This is a genomic window from Streptomyces sp. NPDC057854 (assembly GCF_042797055.1).
Classification (GTDB): domain Bacteria; phylum Actinomycetota; class Actinomycetes; order Streptomycetales; family Streptomycetaceae; genus Streptomyces.
Map to the genome: position 1 here is coordinate 172,974 of NZ_JBHVMF010000004.1, position 18,510 is coordinate 191,483.

Consider the following 18,510-nt stretch of genomic DNA (forward strand, 5'->3'; position numbering starts at 1 on the left):
CGGGAGCACGGCCGGTCGCCGGCCTCCCTTTCCCCGCCGCGGCACCCCCACCGAAGCACCCTCTGCCGGTCAATCCCCAAGGAGAGTCCCAGAGCCATGAAGAAGCCGATCAGAAACCTGGCCGTCGTCGCGGGAGCCGCCTCCGCCGCGTTCGCCCTCGCCGTGAGCCCCGCCTCCGCGGTGGCCTCCACGGTCTGGACCGTCACCCCGTCGCCCGCCAACTTCGCCGCGACGAACAGCGGGAACATCGTGCTCAGCGTCAACGGCATCGCCATGACGTGTACGAAGTCGACCGCCTCCGGCACCATGCAGAGCGCCACCGGCAACCCGGCCACCGTCGGCTCCATCAGCGCCATCGCCTTCGGCGCCAGCGGCACGCCCTGCACCAGCGTGCTCGGCAACGTGACCACCGTCCCGACCACCCCGTGGGCCGTGAAGGTGCTCGACTACACCGCCGCGACCGGCGTCTCCAAGGGCTACATCGACAACGTCGACGCCAAGGTGACCGTCGGCGCCTGCGTCTTCCGCGTCACGGGCAAGGCGTCCGGCACCTACACCAACTCCACCGGCAAGCTGGCCGTCGCCAGCACCGCCGGCGAGCTCACCGTCGTCTCGGCCACCAACTGCGGCAGCGCCGTGCCGGTCGGCGCCAAGCCGACCTTCAAGGGCGACTACCTGGTGAAGGTGTCCGGCACCACCACCATCCCGAAGATCGTCGGCTCCAACCCGTAAGGGACCAGGACCCCGCGTCCGTCCGGCCGGCACCCCCCGGCCGGACGGACGCGGGCCTGTCCGCGCCCCGACCACCGGCCGTACGACCCCGAGCGGAGCACCAGATGAGAGGCCCACGGCCCACTTCCCGAGCCGGCCGCGTGCGCGGCGCGACGATCGCCGCGTTCGTGGCGCTCGCCCCCCTGCTCCCCGCGGCGGCCGTCGCGGCGGGATCGCTGCAGGTCGACGCCACGCTGCCGTACGTCTGCACCCTGCCCTCGGGGCCGCAGCCCGCGACGGTCCGGATCACGGCGGCCTTTCCCGAACGGGCCGCCGTCGGCGAGGAGATACGGCCCGCCGACGTCACCACCACGGTGGAGCTCCCGGCGGCGGCGGTCGCCGACCTCACCGCGCTCCAGGCCGCCACCGTACGGGCCGAGACCCGGCTCACGGTCGGCGTGGCCCAGAACGACCAGCGCACGGAGGCCACCTGGACCGGGACGGCACCCCCCGTGGCCGTCCCCGCCGAAGGGCCCCTCGTCCTCACCGCGACCGGCGACGTGCCGACCCTGACGACGGACACCGCCGGCGAACTGACCCTCACCGCCGGGGCCCTCGCGCTGGGCCTCGCCCCGAGCACGGCCGACGGCGCGGCCACCACCCCCGCCTCGCTCTCCGTGGACTGCGCGCCCGCGCCGGACGCCGAGGGGCGCACGGTGCTCGCCGGGATCCCGGTCGGCGCGGAGGTCCCGACCGGCGCGCCGTCCACGCCGGCACCCCCGTCCGCCACCCCGTCCACGGCCGGCCCCTCCCCGCTCTTCCCCAGCCCCTCGCTCCCGGCCGACCGGACGGACCCGGCCACGCCGCCCGCCGGCGGAGGGACGCCCGGCACCGCGCCGACCCCCGGCGCCGGGCCGCAGGCGGACGAGGACGGCCCCGTGACGGCCGAGGAGGAGGAGCAGGAGCAGGAGCCCGGGACCCCGGCGCCCCGGCCGGACGCACCGCCCTGCCGCACCGAGAACCCGACCCCCCTGTCGCTGTCCGCGTACATCACCGGTTACAGCAACGTGCGCAAGCTGAACGGCGCCAACCTCATCCCGGTGTCCTGCACCCTGATCGAGCAGGGCCAGGCGGAGTTCGTGGTCAAGCCGGACGGCAGCGCGCACGTCATCACCCCGGCCGAGGGACGCCTCTCCTACGAGGGACGCCGCCAGACCCCGCCCTTCGAGGCCACCTTCCTCACCTTCGACTTCGTCCCCGTCAAGGCGACCCTGGTCCTGGAGCAGACGGGACCGATGACCATCGACTCGGACGTCCTGCTCATCTTCCCCACCAACATCCTCACGACGCACGTGCGGGTCCCGCTGACCCTGCGCGTCCTCGACGTCGAGGTGAACGGCACCCGGCTGGACGTCGGCCCGTCCTGCCGCACGGCGGGGCCGCTGTACTCCCCCGAGCCCGACCCCGCCACGTACCCCGGCCGGCACCTGGTGCTCGTGGGCCGGGGCAGCCAGACCCTGCCCGACCCGCCCGTCGGCTACATCCTCACCGGCGGCGGTCCGCTCACCGGCGAGGTGACCATCCCCGCCTTCCGTGGGTGCGGCACCCCCGGCGGCGAGAACCTCGACCGGCTGCTGACCGCCTCCATCTCCGGACCGGGCAACCACGTCAAGCAGATGCAGGGCAGCACCTGCTCCGTCGGTGTGGACGCCCCTCCCATGGAGTTCTGCACCGAGGACCTCCAGCCGCGCCAGGTCCCCACGCCCGAGCGCTGACCCGCCCCGCCCCGCTCCGCTCCGTCCCGCACCCCCGCTCCCAGGAAGGCTCCGCCATGCCCCTCGCCACCCGCACGAAACTGGCCACCGTCGCCGCCCTCACCGCCCTCGGATCCTTCGCCTCCCTGGGCACGGCCACCGCCGCCGCCCCGGTGCTCAACGGCGGCTGGGGGCCCTCCACCCGGTGCCCCGTCGACGCCCCGGCGATGCTCGCCACCGACGGCCTCGACACCTCGCCGCAGTGCGTCGTCTCGTACTCCCTCAGCGGCTCCATCAAGCTCGGCAACACCACGGTGACGACCGGGAAGACCAACCTCCAGATCGGCGTCGTGCAGAACGCCGACGGCACCAACTCGGTCACCGGGCCCGCCGGCGGCGCGCTCATCGCCGACTCCGCGACCGTCCCCGGCGGGCTGATGGGCCTGATGTGCCCGAGCGACATCCCGTTCATCACCGACATCTGCCGGCAGCTGTCGGACGCGAGCCTCAACAAGATCACCGCGACCATGGAGTCGGCCGGCACCCCGTCGAACTTCGACCAGATCGCGGGCGTCCTCACGGACCAGCCGATCGTGACCATCCCGGTCCGGATCCGCCTCCAGAACCCGTTCCTCGGCGACAACTGCTACATCGGCACCAAGTCCGACCCGATCCTGCTCCGCATCAAGAACCGCACCGCCCCCGAGTTCGGCGTCGAGCGCTTCGACGGCGACGGCACCGCGAACGAGGAGGGCGACATGAGCCGCCTCAACCTCCTCGGCGCCACCCAGTACGACGACTCCTTCGCCGTCCCCGGCGCGAGCGGCTGCGGCCTCGGCTGGTTCGGCATCATCGACGCGGCGGTCAACCTGAAGACCGGCCTGCCCTCCCCCGCCGGCCGCAACCAGCTCACGCTCAACAACACCCAGACCTTCCTGACCGGCCTGTTCGCCCCCGGACTCGCCGCCCCGAACGCCGGCAAGGTCTTCTCGCAGAACTGGCACTCCGCCGTCAACTAACGGCCACCCAGGGGTGATTACCGGCCGACTCCGCCGCACACCCCCTTCCCTGAGAGCTGAGTCCTGCTCAACTTGTGTACAGCACAGATCGGTTGCTCTAGCTTTCAGCAGTCCACATCGGTACGTACCTGACGGCCCCTGCGGCGTCCGCCCACCCGGCGGGCGCCGCAGCGCCGCTCCCCCACCGGTCACGTAGCAGAGCAAGGGATCGGTTCATGCCCTCAGTCGCCCAGTCACCGGAGCTCGGTGAGCCGCTCGATCCGCTGCCCCGCGAGTTCGCCGCCCTGATGAGACCCGAGATCCCGGGCCTCATCAAGGAGATCGGCGTGGAGATCGAGCGCGCCTACCCCGTGTACGCCCACCTCTTCAACGGCCCCCACTCGGACGCCATCCGCCAGGGCGTCGAACAGGCCCTGGCCGCCTTCGTGGACCGCGTCGACCGCCCCGGCGTCAAGTCCGCGCTCCGCGACGAACTCCTGCGCCAGTTCGGCCGGGTGGAGGCGTACGAGGGACGGGACCTCGACACGTTACAGGGCGCCTACCGGCTCGGCGCCCGGATCGCCCTGCGCCGCGCCAAGAGCATCGGACGCACCTACAACCTCTCCCCCACCCTGATCCTCGCCTTCGCGGACGCCCTCTTCGCGTACGTGGACGAGCTGGAGGCCCTCTCCCGAGAGGGGTACGTCACCGTGCAGAGCCGCGCGGTCTCCGACCTGGCCGCGCTGCGCCGGAAGCTGCTGCACCTCGTCGTCGCGGGGCCGCCGCTGCCGCGCGCGACCATCGCCGAGCTCTGCCAGGAGGCGTCCTGGCAGCTCCCCGCCGCGTGCACGCTGGTCGCGCTCCGGCCGCCCGCCACCGCCGTCCTCCAGGCGCGGCTGGACCGGGACGTGCTGGCCGACCTCAGCCTGCCGCACCCGCACCTGCTGGTCCCCGGCCCGCTGACCGCCGAACGCCGGGCGATGCTGGACACCGCCCTGGCCGGCACGCCCGCCGTCCTCGGCCTGACCGTGCCCACCGCCCAGGCCGCGCACTCGCTGCGCTGGGCCCGGCGGATCCTCCAGCTCATCGACGAGGGCATCGTGCCGGACGCCGCCTCGGTGGCCTGCGAGGACCACCTCACGACCCTGTGGCTGCTCGCCGACCCGGCCCTGACGGACCAGCTCGCCCGGCGCGAACTGGCCCCGCTCGACGGCCTGTCCGGCACCCGCCGCGAGCGGCTGATCGAGACCCTGCGGGTGCACGTCTCCACCCGGGCCCCCGCCGAGCAGGTCGGCGAACTGCTCGGCGTCCACGCCCAGACGGTCCGCTACCGCCTGCGGAACCTCGACAACCACTTCGGCGACCGGCTCCTGGACCCCGACCGCCGCTTCGCCCTGGAGGCGGCGCTCCGCGCCCTCCACCTCCACGGCCGCAAGCACCCGGACGGCCCGGCGCCCGGGCGGGCCGGCTAGCCGCGCGGGACCAGCCGGCAGCGTGCCGGGCCGACCGCCTGGAGAGTGATCGCCGGCGCCACCGGCACCTCGGTGTCGACGGCCTCGAAGCCGTACCGCTGGAGGATCATGGCGAGCGCGATCACCGACTCCAGCATGGAGAAGTGCTGGCCGATGCAGGCCCGCGGGCCGCCGCCGAAGGGGAACCAGGCGTAGCGGGGCCGGGCCGCCTCCGCCTCGGGGGTGAAGCGGTCGGGGTCGAAGCGCTCGGCGTCGTCCCAGTAGGCGGGGTGCCGGTGGGTGACCCACGGGGCGACGACGACGTCGGCGCCGGCGGGCACGACGACCCCGCCGATGGTGGTCTCGGCGACGGCCCGGCGGCCGATGACGGGCGCGGCCGGGAAGAGCCTCATGGCCTCCTTGAGGACCCGCGTCACGTACGGCAGGGCGTCGAGGTCGGCGGCGCCGGGGGTGCGGCCGGCCAGCACCCGGTCGACCTCCTCGTGGGCGCGCCGCTGCGCCTCGGGGTGGCGGGCGAGGAGGTGGAGGGCGAAGCCGAGCGAGGTGGCGGTGGTCTCGTGGCCGGCGAGCAGGAAGACGAGGACCTGTTCGCGCAGTTCGGTGGCGTCGAAGCCGCCGTCCTCGGCGCTCTCGGCCCGGACGAGCAGGGTCAGCAGGTCGTCGCCGTCGGCGCCGGCCCGGCCGCCGGCCTTCCGCTCGGCGATGATCCGGTCGCACTCCTCGTACAGCGCCTTGTGGAGGGCGGCGGCCCGGAGGTTGCCGGGGGTCGGCCAGGCGCGGGGCGTCTTGACCGGCGCGTAGCCGCGGCGGAGCACGTACGCGCCGACGCCGGGGAAGCAGCGTTCGACGACGTCGACGGCGGAGTCGACGTCGGTGCCGAAGAGGATGCGGGCGACGGCGCGCAGGGCGAGCCGGGTGGACTCGTGGAGGACGTCCACGGAGGTGCGGCCGGCCCGCTCCCACTCGGCGGTGAGGGTGGTGGCCTCGGTGGCGACGGCGGCGGCGTAGCCGTCGACGCGGCGCTTGGTGAAGAGCGGCTGGACGAGCCGGCGCTGGCGGAGGTAGTCGTCGTCCTGGCTGGTGAGCAGGCCGTTGCCGAAGGACTCCCGGACCTCCTGGTAGAAGGCGTTGTCCTTGCGGAAGTTGGCGGACTCGGCGGCGAGGACCTGCTGGACGCCGTCGGCGGAGAAGACGGCGTAGACCTGGGAGCGGGCGCCGGGCGGGCCGGCGGTGATGCGGACGACGTCGCCGTGCTCGCGCCGGGCGCGCAGGAAGGTGCCGAGCGAGTCGTTCTTCAGGTCGAACATCGAGCCCAGGACGGGCAGTCCGCTGAGGACGGGTGCTTCGGTGCGGGTGGTGACGGCCATGTGACTTCCCCCTTGGTCGCGGCGGCGCGGCGATTGTCCCGCACGGGGGTGACCGGGCGGTAGCTTCCGCCGGCGGACCGTCCGGATCTGGCCGGACCGGCCGGATCCCGCCGATTGTCGGTGGCGTCTGGGAGGCTCGGTGCCATGGACGGGAACGAGGGGGCGGAGCGCCCCGCACTGAGTCTCCAGCTGACGGTCGACTGCGCGGACCCGGCGCGGCTGGTGCCCTTCTGGGCGGAGGCGCTGCGGTACGTGCCGGAGCCGCCGCCGGAGGGGCACGCGAGCTGGCGGGCGTACTGGGCGGCGTCCGGGGTGCCGGAGGAGGAGCTGGTCGACGGGGCGGGGGACCTGCCGGAGTCGCTGGTCGACCCGGCGGGGGCGGGGCCGCGGGTGTGGTTCCAGCAGGTCCCGGAGCCGAAGCGGGGGAAGAACCGCGTCCACCTGGACCTGAAGGTCGGCGGTGGACGCGGGGTGCCGCTCGCGGTGCGCCGGGCGCGGGTGGACGGGGAGGTGGCCCGGCTGACCGCACTCGGCGCGACCGTGCTGCGCGTCATGGACGAACCGCACGGGATGGACTACTACGCGGTGGTGCTCCAGGACCCGGAGGGGAACGAGTTCTGCGTGGTGTGACGCGCGGGCGGGGGTGCGGCGCGCGGCGTCAGTCGGTGTCGCGCGGATCGAAGGAGCCGGTGTCGACGGTCAGCGGCCGGGGGAAGGCGCCGGCGACGTCGTCCCAGCGCGTGAGCTTGAAGTTGGTGCCCTCGCGGTCGCCGTCGGCCGGGGTGGCCTCGCCGTCGTGGGTGACGAGCAGGCCCTTCGGGAAGGCGGCGCCGAGCGGCACGTTCACCACGGTGGCGCCGTCGGAGTGCTGCACGCCGTCGGTGGCGGGCCCGTCGGTGACGGCGAAGGAGCCGAGGTAGGCGTTGCCGCCCTCGCGCGCGTAGACGGCGTAGGTGTCGTCGCCCTGGCTGGAGGCGAGGACGTAGCCGGTGCCGTCGTCGCCGTGGTAGACGGTGACGCCCTCGGCGTCGGCGCTCAGGTGCTCGCCGCCGAAGCCGGGGTCGTGCGCGGTGTCGAGGACGCACTCCTCCTCGGCCTCGTCGTACGTCCACGGGGTGCCGTACTCGCGGACGCGGTCGAGGAGTTCGGGCCGCTCGAACTCCTCGTCGTCGATCTCGACGCGCCAGAGGCCGACGGCCTCCTGGGCGGCGTAGAGGACGTGCTCCTCCTGGTCGACGCCCATGCCCTCGACCTGCGGCAGCTCGCCGGGGTCGGCGCAGGGCCGCCAGGCGGTGCCGTCCGGCAGGGTGAAGGAGGTGGGCAGGTCGAGGGTGTCCTCGGTGCGGTAGCCGACCCGGCCGCCGCGGTCCTCCAGTTCGAGCAGCCGCAGCCGGCTGCGCTCGCGCTGCGAGACGACGACGAGGGTGTCGTCGCCGTCGCGGTAGGCGGTGAGGCCGTAGGAGGTGGTCTGCTCGTCGACTTCGGCCTCGCTCGCGGCGAAGACGGGGGCGACGTCGGCGGCGGTGACGTCCCGGAGCGGGGCGCGGCCGGCGGCGACGGCGGCCGGGTCGATGGCGTAGGCGCGGATCCGGTCGCGTCCGCGGTCGCTGACGACGGCCAGGTCGGTCGGGCGGCCGTTCAGCGCGAAGCCGTAGACGACGTCGACGTTGTTGAAGCGGCCGGGGGCGGCGTCCTCGCCGGGGGCCGGCGGGGCGGCGATGTGCTGGAGGCGGCGGCCGTCGAGTCCGTAGACGTCGAGGCCGCCCTCCTTGAGGGTGCCGATGACGAGGCTGCGGCCGGAGCGGGTCGGGTCGACCCAGACGGCGGGATCGTCGGCGTCGGCGTTGCCGCCGGCCTCGTCGTCGTACACGACGGGCGTCTCGGCGCGGGCGGTGACGGTGACGGGCCCCGGGGCGGCGGGGACCGCGGCGACGACGCTGAGTGCGGCGGCCAGGGCGGTCAGGACGGAGGCGCTCACGGTACTCCTCGGTAGCAGGCTGGGACGGGCCGAGACGCTACGGAGGCGGGATGGAGCGGCCCTTGCGGACCCGTGAATTCCGTACGGCCGTGCGGAACACGCGGTTACGCTCCCCGCCATGGGGAGCGACATCGAGGGCGCGTTCGAGGTCCGCGGGGCGGACGGCCGCTGGAAGGTCCGGGACTGGCTGCCGGACTGCGCGCTGGTGCGCGACCGGGACGCCCGGGAGTGCCTGTTCGGGTACGGCGGGGAGCTCCAGTTGGAACGGCCGCTCTTCGACCAGCGGGGGCTCCCGCCGGACGCGTCCCCGGACATTCCCGACGACGAGATCAACCACAGCCATTCGTACGCCACCTGGGCCGAGGTGGCGGCCGTCGACTGGGACGCGCCGCTGAACGACCGCGCCGACGGGAACCACATCGGGGTGTGGCTCCCGGGCCCGGACGGCGCGCTCGTCCTGGACCACGTGGCCCGGATGCCGCTCGCCGTCCTGGACGCGGCGGAGGAGCTGTTCGGCGAGGACCTGTGGCCGTACGAGTGGCCGCCCGGCGGCGAGGTCGCGCTGGACGGGGCGGTCTACCGTCCGGTGGTGTACACGGCGCGGATGCTCGCCCCGCCGGACGGCGACCGCTGGGGTCCGGCGTGGGCGGTGATGCGCGATCTGGCGGCCGTCCACGGTGACGGGAACGTCCGCCTGATCGTCTGGTTCGGCTGAGGACTACCTGCCGACGGCGCGGCTGATGACCATGCGCTGGATCTCGCTGGTGCCTTCGAAGATCGTGTAGATGGCGGCGTCGCGGTGCATGCGCTCGACCGGGTACTCGCGGGTGTAGCCGTTGCCGCCGAGGATCTGGATGGCCTGGGCGGTGACGGACTTGGCGACCTCGCTGGCGTACAGCTTGGACATGGAGCCCTCGGCGTTCGTGAAGGGCTTGCCGGCGGTGGCCATCCAGGAGGCGCGCCAGACGAGCAGGCGGGCCGCGTCGATCTGCGTGGCCATGTCGGCGAGCTGGAAGGCGACGCCCTGGTTCTCGATGATCGGGCGGCCGAACTGCACGCGGGTCTTCGCGTAGTCGAGGGCGACCTCGTAGGCGGCGCGGGCGGTGCCGACGGCCATGGCGCCGACCGCCGGGCGGGACGCCTCGAAGGTGGCCATGGCGGCGTTCTTCACGCGCTCGCCGCCCGCCTTCGCCTTCTCCCGGGCGCGGGCCAGCCGCTCGTCGAGCTTCTCCTTGCCGCCGAGGAGGCAGGAGCCGGGGACGCGCACGTCCTCCAGGACGACCTCGGCGGTGTGGGAGGCGCGGATGCCGTGCTTCTGGAACTTCTGGCCCTGGGAGAGGCCGGGGGTGCCGGGCGGCACGATGAAGGAGGCGTGGCCCTTGGAGCCGAGCTCCGGGTCGACGACGGCGACGACGACGTGGACGTCGGCGATGCCGCCGTTGGTCGCCCAGGTCTTGGTGCCGTTGAGGACCCACTCGTCCTTGGCCTGGTCGTAGACGGCCCGGGTGCGCATGGAGGCGACGTCGGAGCCGGCGTCGGGCTCGGAGGAGCAGAAGGCGGCGACCTTCACGTCGGTCGGGTCGCCGTACATCTGCGGGACCCAGGTGCCGATCTGCTCCTCGGTGCCGTTGGCGAGGACGCCGACGGCGGCCAGTCCGGTGCCGACGATGGAGAGCGCGATGCCGGCGTCGCCCCAGAAGAGCTCCTCCATGGTCATCGGGATGCCGAGGCCGGTCGGGTCGAAGAACTGCTGGGCGTAGAAGTCGAGGGAGTAGATTCCCAGCTTGGCGGCCTCCTGGATGATGGGCCAGGGGGTCTCCTCACGCTCGTCCCATTCGGCGGCGGCCGGACGCATGACGTCCGCGGCGAAGCCGTGGAGCCAGTCGCGGACCTGCTTCTGGTCGTCGTTGAGTTCGAGCGTGAACTCTCCCATGTTCCCTCCCAGCAGTACGTTACTTGCGGTAACAGCAGTCTGTTACCGGCGGGTACGGCTGTCAACCTGCGGGTCCTCCCGAGCGAAGCGGACCGGACCGTTCGGCACCGGACGCCGGTCGGGTGTTACGTTGCGACAGCCTCAGGTCACCACACGGGCGGGGAGACACGCTTATGGACATCGCACACCGGACCACCGACCAGCAGAAGCCCGCCGAGCAGCGGCGGCGCGAACTGCTGGAGGCGGCGGACCGGGTGGTGCTCCGCGACGGCCCCAAGGCATCCATGAACGCGATCGCGGCCGAGGCCGGCATCACCAAGCCGATCCTCTACCGCCACTTCGGCGACAAGGGCGGCCTCTACCGGGCCCTCGCCACCCGCCACACCGACGCCCTCCTCGCCTCGCTGCGGGCCGCCCTCGACGCCCCCGCCGACCGGCGCCGCCGGGTCGAGGCCACCCTCGACACCTACCTCGCCTCCATCGAGGCGATGCCGCAGGTCTACCGCTTCCTCATGCACCCGGCCGAGGAGCCCCACCAGGCCGAGCAGGGCTTCGACGTCGGCCGGCACTCCGCGCCGCTGCTGCGCCGCATGGGCGAGGAGCTGGGCCAGGTCATCGCCGAGCGCGTCGACCTCGGACCGGCCGCCGAGGCGCAGGCCCGGATCTGGGGCCACGGCATCGTCGGCATGATGCACGCCGCCGGCGACTGGTGGCTGGGCGAGCGCCCCTGCTCCCGCGCCGAACTGGTCCGCTCCCTCGCCGACCTCCTCTGGGGCCGCCTCGCCGAGGCCGACGACCGCGCCGACGGCCCGGGCTTCTGACCGCACGCGCCGGCCCCGGCTCCCGGGCGGTACGCCGCCGCCCGAGGCCCCGGCGACGGAGGCACCGGCCACAGACCACCCGCCCCGGACCACCCGCCACCGATCACCGGCCGGGGTCCGGGGCGGGAAGGGGCACGGAGGGGGGCGGGGCGGGCGGAGAGGGGGCCGTCGATTCCGGGCGGGCGGGCTCGGAGCCGTACCGGAAAAGGGCGGGCTACGCCTCCAGGACGGCCGCGCCCCCGCCCCAGGGCTGCTTGCGGACGGCGCGCAGGAGACGTGATCTCCGCCACCCGGTGACATGCTCCGCGTAGACGCGGCCCTCCAAGTGGTCCATCTCGTGCAGCAGGCAGCGGGCGAAGAACCCGGTGCCCTCGATCCGCACCGGGGTGCCGTCCGTGCGGACGCCCTCCACCACCGCGCGGTCGAAGCGGGCGACCGGCGCCTCCAGGCCCGGCAGCGAGAGGCAGCCCTCCGGGCCGCGGTACGCGTCGCCGTCCGCCTCGACCAGCCGCGGGTTCACCACGTGCCCCAGGTGCCGCACGTCCTCGTCGTCCGGGCAGTCGTAGACGAAGACCCGCAGGCCCACGCCCACTTGGTTCGCCGCCAGGCCCACGCCGTGCGCCGCGTACATGGTGGCGAACATCGACTCCACCAGCCCGTCCAGCGCGGGACCGAACTCGGTGACGGGGACGCAGGGCGCGTGCAGCACGGGGTCGCCGAGCAGGGTCATCGTCCGGACCACGCCGGAGCTGCCGGGGATGGGGCGGTTTCGCATGCCCGTAAGCGTACGGTCCGCCGTGACCTCCTCCTTTCATACGGTCGGCCCGGTGCCGCGGTTCGGGCTCCTGGCCGGTTCTCGATAGGCTGAGCCCCGACCGACGCAAGGAGGATCAAGGACGATGTCAGGACACCCCGGTAATCCAGAGCCGCTGACGCCGCGCGCCAAGCTGGCCGTGACCGCGGGCAGGGCGGCCGCCGCGGTGTCGCGGGCGGCCGGCCGCGGCAGCGGATCGGTGATCGGCGGCCGGGTCGCGCTGAAGCTCGACCCCGACCTGCTGGGACGCCTCGCGCAGCACCTGGACGTCGTCCTCGTGTCCGCCACCAACGGCAAGACGACCACCACCCGGCTGATCGCCGAGGCGCTCCGGGCCGCCGGCCCGGTCGTCTCCAACGCCCTGGGCGCCAACATGCCCGCCGGCATCACCTCCGCCCTCGCGGGTGGCGGCGACGCGCGGTACGGCGTGATCGAGGTCGACGAGAAGTACCTCGCCGGCGTCGCCCGCGACACCACCCCCAAGGCGATCGCGCTGCTCAACCTCTCCCGCGACCAGCTCGACCGCGCCGCCGAGACGCGGATGCTCGCCGAGAAGTGGCGCGAGGGCCTGAACGGCTCCAAGGCCGTCGTCATCGCCAACGCCGACGACCCGCTGATCGTGTGGGCCGCCTCCTCCTCCCCCAACGTGGTGTGGGTCGCGGTCGGCCAGGAGTGGAAAGACGACGCCTGGTCGTGCCCCTCCTGCGGCGGTGTCCTCCAGCGCCCCGGCGACGACTGGTTCTGCGGCGAGTGCGGCTTCCGCCGGCCCGCCCCGAGCTGGGCGCTCAGCGGCGACCACGTGCTCGACCCGCACGGCTCGGCCTGGCCGATCCGGCTCCAGCTGCCCGGCCGCGCCAACAAGGCCAACGCCGCCACCTCGGCCGCCGTCGCCGCCGTCTTCGGCGTCCCGCCGCAGGTCGCCCTGGAGCGCATGTACCAGGTGCAGGCCGTCGCCGGCCGGTACGACGTGGTCACCTTCCAGGACCGTCAGCTGCGGCTGCTGCTCGCGAAGAACCCGGCCGGCTGGCTGGAGACGTTCTCGCTCATCGACCCGCCGCCCACCCCGGTCATCCTCTCGGTCAACGCGCGCGGCGCCGACGGCACCGACACGTCCTGGCTGTGGGACGTCGACTACGGCCGCCTCGCCGGCCACCCGATCATGGTGATCGGCGACCGCCGGCTCGACCTCGCGGTCCGGCTGGAGGTCGCGGGCGTCGACTTCCGCGTCTGCGACACCCTCGACGAGGCGGTCGCCATGGCCCCGCCCGGGCAGATCGAGCTGATCGCCAACTACACCGCCTTCCAGGACGTACGCCGCCGTGTCGGCAACTGACCCCGCCCCGACTCGCAGAAGGAGTGGCAGCATGAGTGACAGCAGCCTGCGTGTGGTCTGGGTCTACCCCGACCTGCTCAGCACCTACGGCGACCAGGGCAACGTCCTCGTCGTCGAGCGCCGCGCCCGCCAGCGCGGCCTGCACGTCGAGCGCGTCGACGTCCGCAGCGACCAGCCGGTCCCGACCTCGGGCGACATCTACCTGATCGGCGGCGGCGAGGACCGGCCGCAGCGGCTCGCGGCCGAGCGGCTGCGCCGGGACGGCGGCCTCTCCCGGGCCGCCTCCAACGGCGCGATCATCTTCTCGGTCTGCGCCGGCTACCAGATCCTGGGCCACGAGTTCATCAACGACCTCGGGGCGCGCGAGCCCGGCCTCGGCCTGCTCGACGTGACCACGGTCCGCGGCGAGGGCGCCCGCTGCGTCGGCGACGTGCTCGCCGACATCGACCCGCAGCTGGGCCTCCCTCAGCTGACCGGCTTCGAGAACCACCAGGGCATCACCCACCTCGGCCCGACGGCCCGCCCCTTCGCGCGGACCGTCTTCGGCAACGGCAACGGCACCGGCGACGGCACCGAGGGCGCGTACAACGACACCGTCTTCGGCACCTACATGCACGGTCCCGTGATGGCCCGCAACCCGCAGATCGCGGACCTGCTGCTGAAGCTGGCCCTCGACGTCAACGCGCTGCCGCCGACCGACGACCGGTGGTACGAGGCGCTGCGCGCCGAGCGCATCGCCGCCGCCACGCAGCCCGCCTGACGGGACGCCAGAAGGCCCTCGGACCTGCACTTCTGAGCGGCCTAGCGCACATTGGATTCGTAAGTAAATACGGTGTCCAATCTGCGGACATCCGGTTCGGCCCCGCCACCCGGCAACGATAGGGTGGCGGGGATCCAGCCGGACGACGTGGTCCGGGAGTCGGCCCACGTTGCAAAGGTTTTTGGGCTATGCGCATTGGTGTGCTCACCTCCGGCGGAGACTGCCCCGGTCTGAACGCCGTCATCCGCTCCGTCGTGCACCGGGCCGTCGTCGACCACGGTGACGAGGTCATCGGCTTCCTCGACGGGTGGAAGGGCCTCCTGGAGGGCGACTACCGCAAGCTCGACCTCGACGCCGTCGGCGGCATCCTCGCCCGCGGCGGCACCATCCTCGGCTCCTCCCGCGTCCAGCCCGCGCACCTCGTCGACGGCGTGGAGCGGGCCCGCGGCCACGTCGCCGACCTCGGCCTCGACGCGATCATCCCGATCGGCGGCGAGGGCACCCTCAAGGCCGCCCACCTCCTCTCCGAGGCGGGCCTGCCCATCGTCGGCGTCCCGAAGACCATCGACAACGACATCGCGTCGACCGACGTCACCTTCGGCTTCGACACCGCCGTCACCGTCGCCACCGAGGCCCTCGACCGGCTGAAGACCACCGCCGAGTCCCACCAGCGCGTCCTCGTCGTCGAGGTCATGGGCCGTCACACCGGCTGGATAGCCCTCCACTCGGGCATGGCCGCCGGCGCCCACGCCGTCGTCGTCCCGGAGCGCCCCTTCGACATCGACGAGCTGACCGCCCGGGTCGGCGCCCGCTTCGAGGACGGCAAGCGGTTCGCGATCGTCGTCGTCGCCGAGGGCGCCAAGCCGCGCGAGGGCTCCTCCATGGACTTCAAGACCGCCGGCACCGACATCTACGGCCACGAGCGCTTCACCGGCGTCGCCAACCAGCTCTCCGTCGAGCTGGAGCGCCGCCTCGGCAAGGAGGCCCGCCCGGTCATCCTCGGCCACGTCCAGCGCGGCGGCACCCCCACCGCGTACGACCGCGTCCTCGCCACCCGCTTCGGCTGGCACGCGGTCGAGGCCGCGCACCGCGGCGAGTTCGGCATGCTGACCTCGCTGCGCGGCACCGACATCGTGATGGTGCCGCTGGCCGACGCCGTGCAGACGCTGAAGACGGTCCCCGAGGACCGCTACACCGAGGCCGAGTGCGTGCTCTGAGCGGCCCCCCGCCGCACACCCGCCCCCGGTCGCGAGCGCGGCCGGGGGCGGTTCTAGTCTGGTGCGGACAACAAGCGCGAAACGGGCTCGGCGCGCAATGGGCTCCAGGAGTAAGCGATGGATCACAGCGGGCACGGCATGACCACGGACCTGCCGCCGTTCACGCTGGGGCGGGGCCTGGAGTTCTCTCCTGACCTCTTCTTCCTGATCGGCTGCCTCGCGGCGCTCGGTCTGTACGGGTGGGGCGTCGCCCGGCTCCGCAGGCGCGGTGACGCCTGGCCGGTCGGCCGGACCGTGCTGTTCACGGCGGGCGTGCTGAGCATCGCCCTGGTGATGTGCACCAAGCTGAACGACTACGGCATGGTCATGTTCAGCGTGCACATGGTGCAGCACATGATGATCTCCATGGTCTCGCCGATCCTGCTGCTGCTCGGCGCGCCGGTGACGCTGGCGCTGCGCGCGCTGCCGGTCGCCGGACGCGGCTCGCTCGGTCCGCGAGAGCTGCTGCTGAAGCTGCTGCACAGCCGGTACATGCGGGTCATCACGCACCCCGTGTTCACCATCAGCATGTTCATCGCCAGCCTCTACGGCCTCTACTTCACCCCGCTCTTCGACACCCTGATGGGGTCGACGGCCGGGCACATCGGGATGATGGTCCACTTCCTGGCGGTGGGCCTGGTCTTCTTCTGGCCGATCATGGGCGTCGACCCCGGCCCGCACCGCCCCGGGTACGTGATGCGGATGCTGGAGCTGTTCGCCGGCATGCCGTTCCACGCCTTCTTCGGCATCGCGATGATGATGGCGAGCCAGCCGATGGTGAAGGCGTACGCGAACCCGCCCGCCTCGCTCGGCATCGACGCGCTCGCCGACCAGAACGCGGCGGGCGGCATCGCCTGGGCGTTCAGCGAGATCCCGTCGGTGCTGGTGCTGATCGCGCTGGTCTACCAGTGGTACCACTCCGAGCAGCGGCAGGCGGTCCGCAAGGACCGGCAGGCCGACCGGGACGGCGACAAGGAGCTGGCGGAGTACAACGCGTACCTGGCGTCGCTGCAGGCGCGCCGCTGAGCCTTCGCCGCAGGCGCGCCGCTGAGCCGTCGCCTGTTTCGTGAGTTCCGCCGGGGCCCCCGGGACCGATCGTGTCCCGGGGGCCCCGTGGCGTCCGGGAGGGCTCCGAGGGGCGTCCGGCGCACGCCGGTGTGTCCGGGGAGTAGCGCGCGCCCCCCGTCTGGCGTCACGATGGCAGGGAGACTTCCCCGGCCACGGGCCGCTGTCGGGAGGAGGGCGGGCGGATGTCCGGTTCCACGAAGGCGATGACGATCGTCACGTGCGCCGCGCTGGTGCTGATCACCGCGTACACGGTGGCGCTCGGCAGCAGTGGCTGGCTCTGGTTCGGCTGGATCGTGCTGGGCGTGGCGACGATCGGGATGGCCGCGGCGGACAGCACGGACGCGCCGGCCGCGCCACGCGCGCGGCGGGCGGGCGGCGGGAGCGGCGCGGGGCCGGCGGCGCGCTGACGGCCGGGCTGCTCCCCGGTCGTCCGCCGGGCCGGCGTCAGCGCGGCGCGAGGACGAACCAGACCTGGCCGGGGGCGAAGGCGAGCGGGGCGCCGCCGGGGGTGGTGAAGGCGGTGCCGCCGGCCGGGTCGGGACGGGACCAGCGGGCCTCGTACGCCCGGCCGTCGCGCAGCACCGTCGCCGTGCCGGAGCCGGTGGTCTCGGTGTACGGCGAGACGGCGCCGGTCGCGTCGCGGAACGCGGAGGGGCGGACGGTCACCCGCTGGACGACGACGGTGGCGGGCGCGAGCGGACCCGTGTCGGTGGCGGTCACGGCGCGGCCGTCGAGCGCGACGCGCCAGGTCCGGTCGGCGGCGGACCAGGTGAAGGTGTAGCGGGCGGCCGGGAAGCGGACGGTCTCGGCCGTCGTCGCGGCGCCGCCGGGGGGCGCGGGGCCGAAGCGGAGCCCGACGGGCCGCGCGTCGGAGGCGTCCGGGGCGGCGTCGAGGGCGCGCGCGGGGCGTACGTAGAGGTTGTGCGGGGCCGGGCGGTCCGGGGAGCGCCGGAACGCCGCGGGCGCGTTCGCCTCGGTGACGAGGTCGAGCGGCGCGGCGCCGAGGAGCGGGTTCAGCTTGGTCTGCGCGCCGGAGTAGGCGAGGGCGGGCCGGCCGAAGGGGCGCAGCAGGGAGATGTCGGACTCGCGGGCGCTGCGGACGGGGCCGACGCGGTCGGGGAGGCGGGAGGAGTAGACGGCGAGCAGGCGGGTGACGCCGCCCTCGACCTGTTCGACGTAGACGAGGTCGGCGGCGCCCAGGCCGGTCTGGGGGCGGGCCGCGGCGAGGTTGTCGATCTTGACGGCGAGGACGGGGCCGGTGCGGGCGGGCAGGCCGGTGAAGGGCGAGACGCCGGCGGGGGCGGTGGCGGACGGGCGCGTCGGCGTGGGCGGGTCGGGCGAGGCAGCGCCGGAGCAGCCGTAGAGGCCGGCCGCGGTCACCGCGCAGAGCAGCGCGGCGAGCCCGCGCCCGGGACGCCGGGGTCCGCGCGCGCCTGGCATGTCGGCCTCCCGGTGGGATCGGGCCACTCCTCCCAGTGGACCACGGGCGGCGGGGGCGTTACAACGGGCGTGACGACGACGAACGGGGGTTCCGGTGTTCTACCGGCTGCTGAAGTACGTACTGCTCGGACCGCTGCTGAAACTGCTGTTCCGGCCGAGGGTGGAGGGGATCGAGCACGTTCCCGAGGAGGGTGCGGCGATCGTCGCGGGCAACCACCTGTCCTTCTCCGACCACTTCCTGATGCCCGCGGTGCTGGACCGGCGGATCACCTTCCTGGCGAAGCAGGAGTACTTCACCGGGCCGGGGCTGAAGGGGAGGCTGACGGCCGCGTTCTTCCGGGCGGCCGGGCAGATCCCGGTGGACCGCTCGGGGAAGGAGGCGGGGCAGGCCGCGATCCGGGAGGGGCTGGGGGTGCTGGCGAGGGGTGAGTTGCTGGGGATCTATCCGGAGGGCACCCGCTCGCACGACGGGCGGCTGTACAAGGGCAAGGCCGGGGTGGCGGTGATGGCGCTGACGGCGGGGGTGAAGGTGGTGCCGTGCGCGATGGTCGGCACCTTCGAGATCCAGCCGCCGGGGCGGGTGGTGCCCCGGATCCGGCGGGTGACCGTGCGGTTCGGGGAGCCGCTGGACTTCTCGCGGTTCGCGGGCTCGGCGGACGAGCGCGCGGTGGTGCGGGCGGTCACGGACGAGATCATGTACGCGATCATGCGGCTGTCGGGGCAGGAGTACGTGGACGAGTACGCGGCCGTGGTGAAGGCGGCGGGCGACTCCTGAGCCGGGCGCTCTTTCTCCGTGCGGGGGAAC

Annotated in this window: 18 protein-coding genes; 13 read left to right on the plus strand and 5 right to left on the minus strand. The window is 73.7% G+C overall.

The genetic code is table 11. The annotated features are described in order from the left end of the window. Positions 1-96: 96 nt before the first annotated feature. The 4 genes from ACFVQZ_RS08740 to ACFVQZ_RS08755 all read left to right on the plus strand — a co-directional run bounded on the left by ACFVQZ_RS08740 (position 97) and on the right by ACFVQZ_RS08755 (position 4,935). On the plus strand, positions 97-732 hold the full coding sequence (locus ACFVQZ_RS08740) for a hypothetical protein (RefSeq protein WP_383620653.1): 636 nt from the start codon (positions 97-99) through the stop codon (positions 730-732). A gap of 140 nt (positions 733-872) precedes the next feature. After that, entirely contained in the window at positions 873-2,486 is a 1,614-nt protein-coding gene (locus ACFVQZ_RS08745; RefSeq protein ID WP_321192318.1) for a DUF6801 domain-containing protein, read from the plus strand. A 56-nt stretch (positions 2,487-2,542) separates the two neighbouring features. Next, on the plus strand, positions 2,543-3,484 hold the full coding sequence (locus tag ACFVQZ_RS08750; RefSeq protein ID WP_383620655.1) for a hypothetical protein: 942 nt from the start codon (positions 2,543-2,545) through the stop codon (positions 3,482-3,484). Positions 3,485-3,699: 215 nt separating this feature from the next. After that, positions 3,700-4,935 carry a helix-turn-helix domain-containing protein gene (locus ACFVQZ_RS08755; RefSeq protein WP_383620656.1) on the plus strand — a complete coding sequence of 412 codons (1,236 nt, stop codon included), beginning with the start codon at positions 3,700-3,702 and terminating at the stop codon, positions 4,933-4,935. Here the strand turns inward: ACFVQZ_RS08755 and ACFVQZ_RS08760 are convergent. Next, the gene (locus ACFVQZ_RS08760; RefSeq protein WP_383620658.1) at positions 4,932-6,302 is read right to left on the minus strand and encodes a cytochrome P450; all 1,371 of its coding nucleotides are present in this window, start codon (positions 6,300-6,302) and stop codon (positions 4,932-4,934) included. The two genes, ACFVQZ_RS08755 and ACFVQZ_RS08760, sit on opposite strands and share 4 nt — an antisense overlap. Positions 6,303-6,446: 144 nt before the next feature. On the opposite strand from ACFVQZ_RS08760, the gene ACFVQZ_RS08765 reads away from it, so the two are divergent. Then, entirely contained in the window at positions 6,447-6,932 is a 486-nt protein-coding gene (locus ACFVQZ_RS08765) for a VOC family protein (protein WP_383620660.1), read from the plus strand. 28 nt (positions 6,933-6,960) lie between these two features. On the opposite strand, the gene ACFVQZ_RS08770 is transcribed toward ACFVQZ_RS08765, so the two are convergent. Next, positions 6,961-8,280 (minus strand): phytase, encoded by a 1,320-nt coding sequence (locus ACFVQZ_RS08770; protein WP_030492275.1) that lies wholly within the window; start codon positions 8,278-8,280, stop codon positions 6,961-6,963. A gap of 118 nt (positions 8,281-8,398) precedes the next feature. Here ACFVQZ_RS08770 and ACFVQZ_RS08775 point away from each other — a divergent pair, with 118 nt between their 5' ends. Next, positions 8,399-8,995 carry a hypothetical protein gene (locus tag ACFVQZ_RS08775; protein WP_383620662.1) on the plus strand — a complete coding sequence of 199 codons (597 nt, stop codon included), beginning with the start codon at positions 8,399-8,401 and terminating at the stop codon, positions 8,993-8,995. A 3-nt stretch (positions 8,996-8,998) separates the two neighbouring features. Here the strand turns inward: ACFVQZ_RS08775 and ACFVQZ_RS08780 are convergent, their stop codons facing one another. Then, positions 8,999-10,213, minus strand: a complete 1,215-nt coding sequence (locus tag ACFVQZ_RS08780) for an acyl-CoA dehydrogenase family protein (RefSeq protein ID WP_030492277.1) — start codon at positions 10,211-10,213, stop codon at positions 8,999-9,001. 173 nt (positions 10,214-10,386) lie between these two features. Here ACFVQZ_RS08780 and ACFVQZ_RS08785 point away from each other — a divergent pair, with 173 nt between their 5' ends. After that, on the plus strand, positions 10,387-11,034 hold the full coding sequence (locus tag ACFVQZ_RS08785) for a TetR/AcrR family transcriptional regulator (protein ID WP_030492278.1): 648 nt from the start codon (positions 10,387-10,389) through the stop codon (positions 11,032-11,034). A 214-nt stretch (positions 11,035-11,248) separates the two neighbouring features. Here the strand turns inward: ACFVQZ_RS08785 and def are convergent, their stop codons facing one another. Beyond that, positions 11,249-11,809, minus strand: coding sequence for a peptide deformylase (gene def / locus ACFVQZ_RS08790; RefSeq protein WP_030492279.1), 561 nt, complete (start codon positions 11,807-11,809; stop codon positions 11,249-11,251). 124 nt (positions 11,810-11,933) lie between these two features. Here def and ACFVQZ_RS08795 point away from each other — a divergent pair, with 124 nt between their 5' ends. The 5 genes from ACFVQZ_RS08795 (at position 11,934) to ACFVQZ_RS08815 (ending at position 16,672) form a co-directional block, all read left to right on the plus strand. Further along, entirely contained in the window at positions 11,934-13,181 is a 1,248-nt protein-coding gene (locus ACFVQZ_RS08795) for a MurT ligase domain-containing protein (protein ID WP_030492280.1), read from the plus strand. A 31-nt stretch (positions 13,182-13,212) separates the two neighbouring features. Next, positions 13,213-13,941, plus strand: a complete 729-nt coding sequence (locus tag ACFVQZ_RS08800; RefSeq protein WP_030492281.1) for a glutamine amidotransferase — start codon at positions 13,213-13,215, stop codon at positions 13,939-13,941. Positions 13,942-14,129: 188 nt separating this feature from the next. Further along, positions 14,130-15,158: a 6-phosphofructokinase gene (locus ACFVQZ_RS08805; protein WP_030492282.1), complete on the plus strand. Its 1,029-nt coding sequence runs from the start codon at positions 14,130-14,132 to the stop codon at positions 15,156-15,158. A 117-nt stretch (positions 15,159-15,275) separates the two neighbouring features. Then, positions 15,276-16,223, plus strand: a complete 948-nt coding sequence (locus ACFVQZ_RS08810; RefSeq protein WP_030492283.1) for a cytochrome c oxidase assembly protein — start codon at positions 15,276-15,278, stop codon at positions 16,221-16,223. 224 nt (positions 16,224-16,447) lie between these two features. Then, entirely contained in the window at positions 16,448-16,672 is a 225-nt protein-coding gene (locus ACFVQZ_RS08815) for a hypothetical protein (RefSeq protein WP_383620804.1), read from the plus strand. 37 nt (positions 16,673-16,709) lie between these two features. Here the strand turns inward: ACFVQZ_RS08815 and ACFVQZ_RS08820 are convergent, their stop codons facing one another. Continuing rightward, on the minus strand, positions 16,710-17,705 hold the full coding sequence (locus tag ACFVQZ_RS08820; protein ID WP_383620666.1) for a DUF3048 domain-containing protein: 996 nt from the start codon (positions 17,703-17,705) through the stop codon (positions 16,710-16,712). Between the two features lie 94 nt (positions 17,706-17,799). Here ACFVQZ_RS08820 and ACFVQZ_RS08825 point away from each other — a divergent pair, with 94 nt between their 5' ends. Then, on the plus strand, positions 17,800-18,480 hold the full coding sequence (locus tag ACFVQZ_RS08825) for a lysophospholipid acyltransferase family protein (protein WP_383620668.1): 681 nt from the start codon (positions 17,800-17,802) through the stop codon (positions 18,478-18,480). The last annotated feature ends 30 nt before the right edge of the window (positions 18,481-18,510 follow it).

Coding starts and splice junctions, on each gene's coding strand:
- ACFVQZ_RS08740 (WP_383620653.1), top strand. CDS start 97: ATGAAGAAGCCGATCAGAAACCTGGCCGTCGTCGCGGGAGCCGCCTCC.
- ACFVQZ_RS08750 (WP_383620655.1), top strand. CDS start 2,543: ATGCCCCTCGCCACCCGCACGAAACTGGCCACCGTCGCCGCCCTCACC.
- ACFVQZ_RS08755 (WP_383620656.1), top strand. CDS start 3,700: ATGCCCTCAGTCGCCCAGTCACCGGAGCTCGGTGAGCCGCTCGATCCG.
- ACFVQZ_RS08760 (WP_383620658.1), bottom strand. CDS start 6,302: ATGGCCGTCACCACCCGCACCGAAGCACCCGTCCTCAGCGGACTGCCC.
- ACFVQZ_RS08765 (WP_383620660.1), top strand. CDS start 6,447: ATGGACGGGAACGAGGGGGCGGAGCGCCCCGCACTGAGTCTCCAGCTG.
- ACFVQZ_RS08775 (WP_383620662.1), top strand. CDS start 8,399: ATGGGGAGCGACATCGAGGGCGCGTTCGAGGTCCGCGGGGCGGACGGC.
- ACFVQZ_RS08780 (WP_030492277.1), bottom strand. CDS start 10,213: ATGGGAGAGTTCACGCTCGAACTCAACGACGACCAGAAGCAGGTCCGC.
- ACFVQZ_RS08785 (WP_030492278.1), top strand. CDS start 10,387: ATGGACATCGCACACCGGACCACCGACCAGCAGAAGCCCGCCGAGCAG.
- def (WP_030492279.1), bottom strand. CDS start 11,809: ATGCGAAACCGCCCCATCCCCGGCAGCTCCGGCGTGGTCCGGACGATG.
- ACFVQZ_RS08795 (WP_030492280.1), top strand. CDS start 11,934: ATGTCAGGACACCCCGGTAATCCAGAGCCGCTGACGCCGCGCGCCAAG.
- ACFVQZ_RS08800 (WP_030492281.1), top strand. CDS start 13,213: ATGAGTGACAGCAGCCTGCGTGTGGTCTGGGTCTACCCCGACCTGCTC.
- ACFVQZ_RS08805 (WP_030492282.1), top strand. CDS start 14,130: ATGCGCATTGGTGTGCTCACCTCCGGCGGAGACTGCCCCGGTCTGAAC.
- ACFVQZ_RS08810 (WP_030492283.1), top strand. CDS start 15,276: ATGGATCACAGCGGGCACGGCATGACCACGGACCTGCCGCCGTTCACG.
- ACFVQZ_RS08815 (WP_383620804.1), top strand. CDS start 16,448: ATGTCCGGTTCCACGAAGGCGATGACGATCGTCACGTGCGCCGCGCTG.
- ACFVQZ_RS08820 (WP_383620666.1), bottom strand. CDS start 17,705: ATGCCAGGCGCGCGCGGACCCCGGCGTCCCGGGCGCGGGCTCGCCGCG.